This window comes from Mesorhizobium sp. M7A.F.Ca.ET.027.02.1.1, from assembly GCF_004022985.1.
Lineage (GTDB): Bacteria > Pseudomonadota > Alphaproteobacteria > Rhizobiales > Rhizobiaceae > Mesorhizobium.
The window spans coordinates 1-453 of the sequence record NZ_RZOL01000938.1 but is presented as its reverse complement, the minus strand read 5'-3'; the positions used below and the strand labels follow the sequence as shown (position 1 = coordinate 453).

Here is a 453-nt window from a genome sequence, read left to right as displayed (position 1 = left end):
AGCCAAGGCCTCGGTTGCTTCGAGGCTCGATTCCACGAACACCCAGACGTCGAGATTCATTTCGACGATGATACGCGCGACGGAATCGAGCTTGTCCTGCCAGCGCTTGTTGAACCATTCGATGTTCCAAAAGCCGATATCGAGATCCTGATCCTCGCCGTTGTAGGCATCGACGACCCGCTCCATACCGCTGTCGTTCTGGACAACCGCGCGACCGAGGGTGCCGAAGAACCCGGCCAGTTCATCCGTGCCGGTGAAAAGCTCAAAAAGCCGCGCCGCATCTGCGTTGCCGGTTTGCGCCTCCAGTTCCAGAGCAGCGGCAATCGCCGAGAACTTGATGCCTTCGTTCGACTTGTCTTTTTTCGCCGCATGGTGAAGCGCCACGAGCTCCCAACCGTCATTCATGACCGGCGCGCCCGAACTGCCCGCCTCGGTGTCCGATTGGTATTGGAT

Annotated in this window: 1 pseudogene; it reads right to left on the bottom strand. The window is 58.7% G+C overall.

Annotation, left to right across the window (positions count from 1 at the left end):
• Nucleotides 1–405: pseudogene (locus tag EN749_RS37105) on the bottom strand (hypothetical protein); the annotation flags it as partial.
• Nucleotides 406–453: the final 48 nt, after the last annotated feature.